11 protein-coding genes are annotated in these 7,156 nt (G+C 71.9%); 7 read left to right on the forward strand and 4 right to left on the reverse strand.

Annotated elements, in window-relative coordinates:
- The coding region (locus tag G6018_RS07550) for an oxygenase MpaB family protein (protein ID WP_187700962.1) at window positions 1-613 on the reverse strand (613 nt) is incomplete at its 3' end.
- A gap of 194 nt (window positions 614-807) precedes the next feature.
- Between G6018_RS07550 and G6018_RS07555 the strand changes: the two genes are divergently transcribed.
- From G6018_RS07555 to G6018_RS07575, 6 genes are all read left to right on the forward strand, one after another.
- Window positions 808-1,614 carry an SDR family oxidoreductase gene (locus G6018_RS07555; protein WP_347237823.1) on the forward strand — a complete coding sequence of 269 codons (807 nt, stop codon included), beginning with the start codon at window positions 808-810 and terminating at the stop codon, window positions 1,612-1,614.
- A 1-nt stretch (window position 1,615) separates the two neighbouring features.
- Entirely contained in the window at window positions 1,616-2,167 is a 552-nt protein-coding gene (locus G6018_RS07560; RefSeq protein WP_182639288.1) for an LpqN/LpqT family lipoprotein, read from the forward strand.
- Window positions 2,168-2,244: 77 nt separating this feature from the next.
- Window positions 2,245-2,904: a dTDP-4-dehydrorhamnose 3,5-epimerase gene (gene rfbC, locus G6018_RS07565; RefSeq protein ID WP_182639289.1), complete on the forward strand. Its 660-nt coding sequence runs from the start codon at window positions 2,245-2,247 to the stop codon at window positions 2,902-2,904.
- A gap of 62 nt (window positions 2,905-2,966) precedes the next feature.
- Window positions 2,967-3,101, forward strand: a complete 135-nt coding sequence (locus G6018_RS17550) for a hypothetical protein (protein ID WP_259845221.1) — start codon at window positions 2,967-2,969, stop codon at window positions 3,099-3,101.
- Between the two features lie 148 nt (window positions 3,102-3,249).
- Window positions 3,250-4,026, forward strand: a complete 777-nt coding sequence (locus G6018_RS07570; RefSeq protein ID WP_179523209.1) for an enoyl-CoA hydratase — start codon at window positions 3,250-3,252, stop codon at window positions 4,024-4,026.
- Between the two features lie 72 nt (window positions 4,027-4,098).
- Window positions 4,099-4,620, forward strand: coding sequence for a protein-tyrosine-phosphatase (locus tag G6018_RS07575; protein WP_182639290.1), 522 nt, complete (start codon window positions 4,099-4,101; stop codon window positions 4,618-4,620).
- Here the strand turns inward: G6018_RS07575 and G6018_RS07580 are convergent.
- Window positions 4,617-4,778 carry a hypothetical protein gene (locus G6018_RS07580; protein ID WP_017837921.1) on the reverse strand — a complete coding sequence of 54 codons (162 nt, stop codon included), beginning with the start codon at window positions 4,776-4,778 and terminating at the stop codon, window positions 4,617-4,619. The genes G6018_RS07575 and G6018_RS07580 overlap by 4 nt on opposite strands.
- Window positions 4,779-4,817: 39 nt before the next feature.
- On the opposite strand from G6018_RS07580, the gene G6018_RS07585 reads away from it, so the two are divergent.
- Entirely contained in the window at window positions 4,818-5,147 is a 330-nt protein-coding gene (locus tag G6018_RS07585) for a DUF4229 domain-containing protein (protein WP_179523207.1), read from the forward strand.
- Window position 5,148: 1 nt separating this feature from the next.
- Here the strand turns inward: G6018_RS07585 and G6018_RS07590 are convergent, their stop codons facing one another.
- Together G6018_RS07590 and G6018_RS07595 are read right to left on the reverse strand one after the other, a co-directional pair.
- Window positions 5,149-5,958, reverse strand: coding sequence for a hypothetical protein (locus G6018_RS07590; RefSeq protein WP_182639291.1), 810 nt, complete (start codon window positions 5,956-5,958; stop codon window positions 5,149-5,151).
- A 69-nt stretch (window positions 5,959-6,027) separates the two neighbouring features.
- A partial coding sequence (locus G6018_RS07595) for an ABC transporter permease (RefSeq protein ID WP_182639292.1) occupies window positions 6,028-7,156 on the reverse strand: 1,129 nt, incomplete at its 5' end.

The following is a 7,156-nucleotide window of genomic DNA, read 5'->3' on the forward strand; positions in this document are numbered from 1 at the left end:
CGCGGAGCCGGGTCGCGGCCCGCTGACCAGCGGAGGTCGCACGGGCGCGGTCCCGGGAGGAACGGAGCAGCTGCTCGAGTTCGCGGACGGTCGTGGGCGAGACGCGGCAGCCGTGCAGGTGCCCGATGCCGGCCGTCTGGCTGACGTATCGGTCGGACTCGGCCGGGGTGAGCGGCCGCGCCGCGAAGCGCTGGTACGCGGCGAGCAGTGCCCACGTGATGGCGGCGTGCGCCCACTCCATGAGCTCCGGATCCGAACCGTAGTAGTACTGGCCGTGCTCGGTGGTGCCGGAGAAGGTGGAGCGGTCGCGGTGTGAGTTCTGGATCGTCACCATGGCGTCGTCGACCGTGCCGAACGTGGTGATCTCGATGAGGTCGTGCAGGTAGCCGTCCGCGGACCAGGGGTTCTCGACCGCGTCAGCGGCGGTGAGCGCGGCCGCGAAGGCGGGGTTGGCGGCCAGCATGAGCAGTCCGGTGGTCACGCCGATCGGGGTGGCCGCGTCGCCGTGGACACGCCAGATCGGGTCGCCCGGGTGGAACCAGCGGGGCCCCGGGATGTCGAGGATCGAGCACACGGGGGTGTCCGCCGCACCGCGTGGATCAAGTGGTGACATGGGCACGCCCTGGGGTAGTTGCGCCGTGCGTGACGGCCGGTTGAGTCCTGACGACGACTGTAACTCCCGTCCCGCCCGTCGGCCGGTATTCCCTGGGGGCGGGCTGAGAAAATCCCGTGAACGTATGACGGGGACACGGCCTCTAGGCTGGCAGTGCACACCCGAGAGCCCCGAACCGCACCAGGAGACGACACGTGAGCCCTTCCCCCCTTCCCACCCCCCGCACCGGCCCCGTCGTGCCCGACCGCTTCGCGGGCAGGACCGCTCTCGTCACCGGCGCCAGCCGTGGGATCGGTCTGGGGATCGCGCGGCGACTGCTGTCCGAGGGTGCGTCCGTGGTGATCACCGCCCGCGGGCAGGAGGGCCTCGACGAGGCGGTCGCCGAACTGGGTGCGCCGGACCGGGTGCTCGCGGTGGCGGGGAAGTCCGACGACGAGGATCACCAGCGCGAGGTGGTGGCCCGGGCCGAGGAGGCGTTCGGGCCGGTGGACCTGCTGGTCAACAACACCGGCATCAATCCCGTCTTCGGTCGGACGGTCGACGTGGACCTGGCGGCCGCCCGCAAGATCACCGAGGTCAACGCACTGGGCACCCTGGCGTGGACGCAGAAGGTCTATCACTCGGGTCTCGGTGAGCGCGGCGGGGCGGTGGTCAACGTGGCCTCGATCGCGGGACTGGCACCCTCGCCGGGCATCGGGTGGTACGGCGCCACCAAGGCACTGGTCATGCGCCTGACGCAGGAACTCGCGGTGGAGGTCGGCCCCGCCGTCCGCGTCAACGCGGTGGCGCCGGGGGTGGTCAAGACACGATTCGCCGAGGCCCTCTACTCCGGCCGCGAGGAGCAGATGTCCGCGGCACTGCCGGCGGGCCGGTTGGGGGTGCCGGACGACATCGCCGGCCCGGTGTCGTTCCTGCTCTCCGACGACGCCCACTGGATCACCGGGCAGACGCTCGTCGTGGACGGCGGGGCGCACATCGTCGGCGCGGGACTGCAGGGCTGACATGTCCTCCATCCAGGAGTTCTGCGCCTCGACCGGCCGCTCGCTCGAGGCGAGCCCCCCGATGGCGGTGGCCGCGCAACCGCTGACGTGGGTGGACAACCCGCCGTGGCAGCGGATCGAGTCGCCGGAGCCGTCGGCGGTGATCTACGTGGACCCGGGGGCCCACCGCGACGGCTTCTCGCCCAACGCCGTGGCCACCTGCGCCCGCGTGGCGCCCGCGATGTCCACCGACGACGCGGTGACCATGATCGTCGCCACCGCGGAGGTCCTGTCCGACTGGACGGTGCTGGAGGAGGTCGCGGGCGAGGGGGACGAGGACGCCGGCGCCGTACGCAGCATCTACCGCTACCTCCGCGGCACCTACACGGCCGAGCCCGGCGAGATGGCCACCTCGAGCCTGATCGTGGGATGGAGCGACGACGAGGCGACCTATGTCTTCCAGTTCGTCGTGACCGGGTGGCGCGAGGACGCGGCCCTGCACGACTCGGCGATGGACTGCCTGCTGATCGGGGAGTGGACGGCAGGCCAGATCGTCGGCGCCATGAGGGGTTGACGCACTCGGGCGGCCGCGGCGTGTCCCGCTAGGGTGGGCGGGATCGAAGTCAGTTGACCAGGAAGGCGGGACCGCCGGTGCAGCTACGCGAGCTGAGTGTGACGGGGGCGTGGGAGATCACCCCCCGCCGGATCTCGGACGACCGCGGGGTCTTCCACGAGGCGTTCACCGACCCGACCTTCCGCCGCCTGACCGGGCACCGTTTCGACCTCGCACAGGTCAACGTGTCGGTCTCGGGGGAGGGGGTCCTGCGCGGCCTGCACTACGCCGACGTGCCGCCCGGGCAGGCCAAGTACGTGATGTGCCCGTCCGGGACGGTGTTCGACGTCGTGGTGGACGTGCGGGTGGGGTCGCCCACGTTCGGTGAGTGGTCCGGGGTGGTCCTCGATTCGAGCGACCAGCGGTCGATCTACGTCCCCGAGGGCGTGGCGCACGGATTCCTCTCGCTGGAGCCGCAGTCCACGGTCATGTACCTGTGCTCGGAGGGGTGGCGACCGGGTGCCGAGCACGCGGTGGACGCGTTCGACTCCCACATCGCGATCGACTGGCCCTCCGTCGCGCTCGACGGCACCCCGGTCACGCACGTGATGAGCCAGAAGGACCGCGACGCCCCGAGTCTGCTCGACGTCGCGGCCGCGGGGCGCCTGCCGCGATGGGAGGACTGCGAGGCTCACGTGGAGCGTCTGCGCGAGGCCACCGCGCGGGTGGACGAGGAGTGGCGCCCGAACGCGGACTGACATACCCTAGGGGGTATCGAACGACGCCCTGTCGGGTCGAGAACCCCATGAAGGAGGACGCCATGTGTTATCCCGTCGCCTGTTCCGTCTGCGGCAAGACCACCTGGGACGGCTGTGGTCAGCACGTCGACCAGGTCAAGGCGGCCGTGCCCGCCGAGAAGTGGTGTGGAGGCGAGCACCCGGTCCCGGCTCGATAACCCCCGGCCCGGTAGTCCCGGCGAGGTGGCCCCGGGGCGCCGCGGTCCCGACCTCCATCGGGGGCGTCGGTCCCCACTCCCGCGCCACGGACCCGTCCGGCGGGGTAGAACCGGGGGACACGCACTCCCGTCCCTCCCGGAGGCCCCAGTGAGCACCCCGTACGTCCTCGTCGAGCGCAGCGGTCCGATCGCGCGCGTGACCCTCGACCGGCCCGAGCGCCGCAACCCCCTGTCGTTGCGGATGATGCGCGAGGCCACCGCCGCCATCCGCGACCTCGGTGACGACCCGTCGTGCGGCGTGGTGGTGGTGACGGGGTCGGGCCCGGCGCTGTCCGCCGGGCACGAGATCGGTGAGATGATCGACCGCACCCTCGACGAGGAGCGTGAGGTCTTCGACACCTGCGTCGAGCTCATGGAGTCGATCCAGGCCATCCGCCAGCCCGTGATCGCGGAGGTGCAGGGCCACGCCATCGCCGCCGGGTGTCAGCTCGTGGCGACCTGCGACCTCGCCGTGGCCGTCGACACCGCGAGGTTCGGCACCCCGGGCGTGAGGATCGGCCTGTTCTGCTCGACCCCCATGGTGGCGGTCTCGCGGAACATCGGCCGCAAGCGCGCACTCCAGATGCTCCTGACCGGTGAGACGATCGACGCCGCCACCGCGGTCGAGTGGGGCCTGGTCAACGAGGCGGTCCCCGCCGACCGGCTCCGGGCCCGTGTCGACGAGCTGGCCACCCGGATCGCCGACGCCAGCCCGTTGACCCTGCAGATCGGCAAGCAGGCCTTCTACCGGCAGATCGACCTCCCGCAGGGCGAGGCGTACCGCGAGATGGCCGAGACCATGGCCACCAACGCGGTCACGTGCGACGCGCAGGAGGGCATGACCGCGTTCCTGGACAAGCGCGCCCCGCAGTGGCGCGGCGAGTGACGCCCGCCCGGGAGTTCCGGGCGGTGACCTGCCGGGCCGTCGTCGTGGGGGCCTCCCACTAGGATCTGCGCCATGGCGATCTCGGTGATGACGGTCTGTACCGGCAACATGTGTCGGTCACCGCTGGCCGAGCGGCTGCTCTCCGTGCGAGCCGCGCACGCGGGTCTCGACGTGGTCGCGGATTCCGCGGGGACGAGGGCGGTCAACGGTGTGGCGATCCACCCCGAGACCCGCCGGGTACTCGGGGCCCACGGCGGCGACGCCGAGGGGTTCGCCTCCCGTCTGCTCACGCCGCGACTCCTGCAGGGTCACGATCTGGTCCTCACCGCGACACGGGCCCACCGTGACGCCGTGCAGGAGATGGCCCCGCTGCTGTGGAAGAAGACCTACACGCTGCTGGAGGCGGCCCACCTCGCCGACGCCGACCGGGCGCTGACCCTCGCGGGGCTGGCGCGGGCCCGACTCGGCGTGGACACCGACGACCCGGCGTGGGACATCGAGGACCCGATCGGCCGCGAGCCCGAGGTCTTCGACCGGACCGGGGCGCAGATCAGCCACGCGGTCGACTCGATCGTCGATCTCCTGGCCCGCTAGGGGTCCAGGGGTTTACGCCCGTCGAGATCCCGTAGGAAATCAGGGTCGTCGTCCGGTGCGATCACGCGCGGCGGGGCCGGCCGTGAACCGGGCCCGAAGGCCCGCCACAGCAGGATTGCCACGGTCACCACACCGATGAGTGCGAACAGCCAGATCACTCGAACCTCCTTCGCACCACGATACGTATCCTGGTGTTCATGAGCGAGCGAGACGAGTCGGCAATCCCGGCACAGGTGACCACCGGAACCAGGCCCGGCGCACGGCTGGCCCGCAACATGATGTTCTACACCGTGTTGAGACTGCTGATGGTCGTGGCGTTGACCCTGGTCATCATAGGGATCGGCCGCCTCGCCGGGGTGGACGTCCCGGTGCTCGTCGCGGCGATACTCTCGGTGGTGGTCGCGCTACCGTTGTCCATGATCCTGTTCACCCGCCTGCGCGCGGAGATCAACTCCGACATCTCGGCGGTCGACGCCGACCGGCGGGCCAAGCGCGAGGACCTGCGTCGTCGGATGGACGAGGCCTGACCTAGCTGGTCGGTGCGGGCCAGGGCAGCGCCGGGAGCTGCTCCGACCCGAACGAACCCCTCCACCCGAACGGCGGCAGGACCGAGTTCTGGGCTGCCGGGGGTTCGGACTCGACGGTTCCGGGCGCGGTCGGCACCTCTGTCGGCGCCGGTTCCGTGGATCCGGTGGTGGGTTGGCTGACCTGTCCCCCGGTCGTGGTGGTCTCGACCTCGCCCGGGGTGGAGGGCTCCGTGCCTCCGGGAGAGGTGGGCGGGCTGGTCGGTGAGGTGGTCGGCGGCGTCGTGCCCTCCGGTGGGGTCACCGGCGTGCCCGGTGTCGTCTCCTCGGTGGTGCCGTCGCCCGGACCGTTCTCCGTCGGCTCGTCCGGGTCCCCGTCGGGCTCGTCGGCGTCGAACCACGGATCCTGCACACCGACGTCCGTCCGCGGTTGGGCCGGAGTCCACTGGGTGGTCGGGGTGCCCGCCGCGGGCTGGCGGGGAGGAGCGTAGGTCCCCGTCTCGTCGTCGGCGACGTACAGCGCACCCGGGGCGGGCTGCACCCCGATGTAATAGCGGCTGAGGCAGTGGTCGGTGACGCTCTGGCTACCGTCCGTGAAGACGGTCATCCCGGGGGTGCCGCCGTCGGCCTCGGTCGCGCACCGCGCGATGAAGCGACCCGGTTGGGTCTCGCGCTCGGTCGGTTCGGCCGCGGAGGTCAGTTCGGTGGCAGAGGCGGACCCCGGGGCTTCCGACAGGACCTGCGGATCCGGCTGTGCGCACGACGCCGCCACCAGCGCGATCGCGCCGGCGGACAGGAGCACCCGAATTTGCATAACGATAGTGTCTCAGTTCCGTCAAAGGATGGCTACCGGTCGACGCTGTGGAACACGTCATGCCGGGGGTCAGATGCCGGCCGCCCGCGTGCGGACCGCGCCGAGTGAGGCCACGGCGGCGGCGAGGACGGCGGCCCCGAGCCCACCGACTCCCACCGTGATCAGATCGGTCACCGGTGGCGCGATGTTACCGGCGATCCCGGGGCCCACCATGGCGACCGCGCCGAGCCTGCCGAACGCCGCACCCAGGACCACCCCGAGTGCCGAGGCGCTCGCCGCCACCAGTGCGGTCTCCGCGACGAGCATCAGCCACACGCCGGTCCGGGTGACGCCCACGCCGCGGAGCAACCCGATCTCGCGCGTCCGCTCCCGGACCGCGAGCGTGAGCGTGTTGACCACTCCCACCAGTGCGAGCGCCACCGCCACCGCCAGCAGGAGCGAACTGGACGTGAGCACGGTCCGGACGGAGCCCGCGATCTGGTCGCGGGAGGCGAACGTCTCGGTGACCGCCAGCGACGGGTCGGCGTCCGCCACCGCCGACCTCACCCCGTCGAGCGCCGCCTCGAGGGACCCGCCCTCGAGGTCGTCGTCCATCCGCAGCCACTGCTCGGTGCGCGGGACGAACTGCTGAGGAATCTCCTGACCCTCCGGCCAGGGGGATCCGTCCGGCAGGTGCGCCACGGGCCAGTCGGGGACACTCCCCGGGGCGGCGAGGGCCCACTGGTCGGACGAGCGGCGCACGACGAGGTCCCGTCCGTCGTCGTCGGTGAAGAAGCGGAACCGGACGGTGTCGCCGTCACGGGCGTCCGCGGCGACGGGGGAGGACTCGGGCAGCACGATCTCGCCCGGGCCGGGAAGGGTGACCTCGCGGCGCATCACCTGTGCCACCCGTGACGGATCGGCCACGCGCAGGACCGTGCGCCGTCCGTCGTCGTCGCGGGCGTACATGTCGACGACGACGAGGGAGTCCGCCACCCCGTCCAGTCCCGCCAGCTGCTCGGGCAGCCCGCCGGGCAACATCCCGTCGGGTGCGGTGACGGCCACGTCCAGCGGGACGCGGTCGACCAGTCGCGACTCGATGGCGGGCCCCAGCAGGGCGATCCCGGTGACCATGGTCGAGGTGAGGGTCACGCCCACCAGCACGGCGGCCGAGGTGGCGGCCGTGCGGCGCGGACTGCGCGCGGTGTTGCGCGCGCCG

This window comes from Dietzia sp. DQ11-44, from assembly GCF_014145205.1.
Taxonomy (GTDB): Bacteria; Actinomycetota; Actinomycetes; order Mycobacteriales; family Mycobacteriaceae; genus Dietzia; species Dietzia natronolimnaea.

Bases quoted from the DNA above. Each gene is read 5' to 3' on its own strand.
- G6018_RS07560 (WP_182639288.1), top strand. From the start codon at position 1,616: ATGTCCTCCATCCAGGAGTTCTGCGCCTCGACCGGCCGCTCGCTCGAG.
- G6018_RS17550 (WP_259845221.1), top strand. From the start codon at position 2,967: ATGTGTTATCCCGTCGCCTGTTCCGTCTGCGGCAAGACCACCTGGGAC.
- G6018_RS07575 (WP_182639290.1), top strand. From the start codon at position 4,099: ATGGCGATCTCGGTGATGACGGTCTGTACCGGCAACATGTGTCGGTCA.
- G6018_RS07585 (WP_179523207.1), top strand. From the start codon at position 4,818: ATGAGCGAGCGAGACGAGTCGGCAATCCCGGCACAGGTGACCACCGGA.
- G6018_RS07590 (WP_182639291.1), bottom strand. From the start codon at position 5,958: ATGCAAATTCGGGTGCTCCTGTCCGCCGGCGCGATCGCGCTGGTGGCG.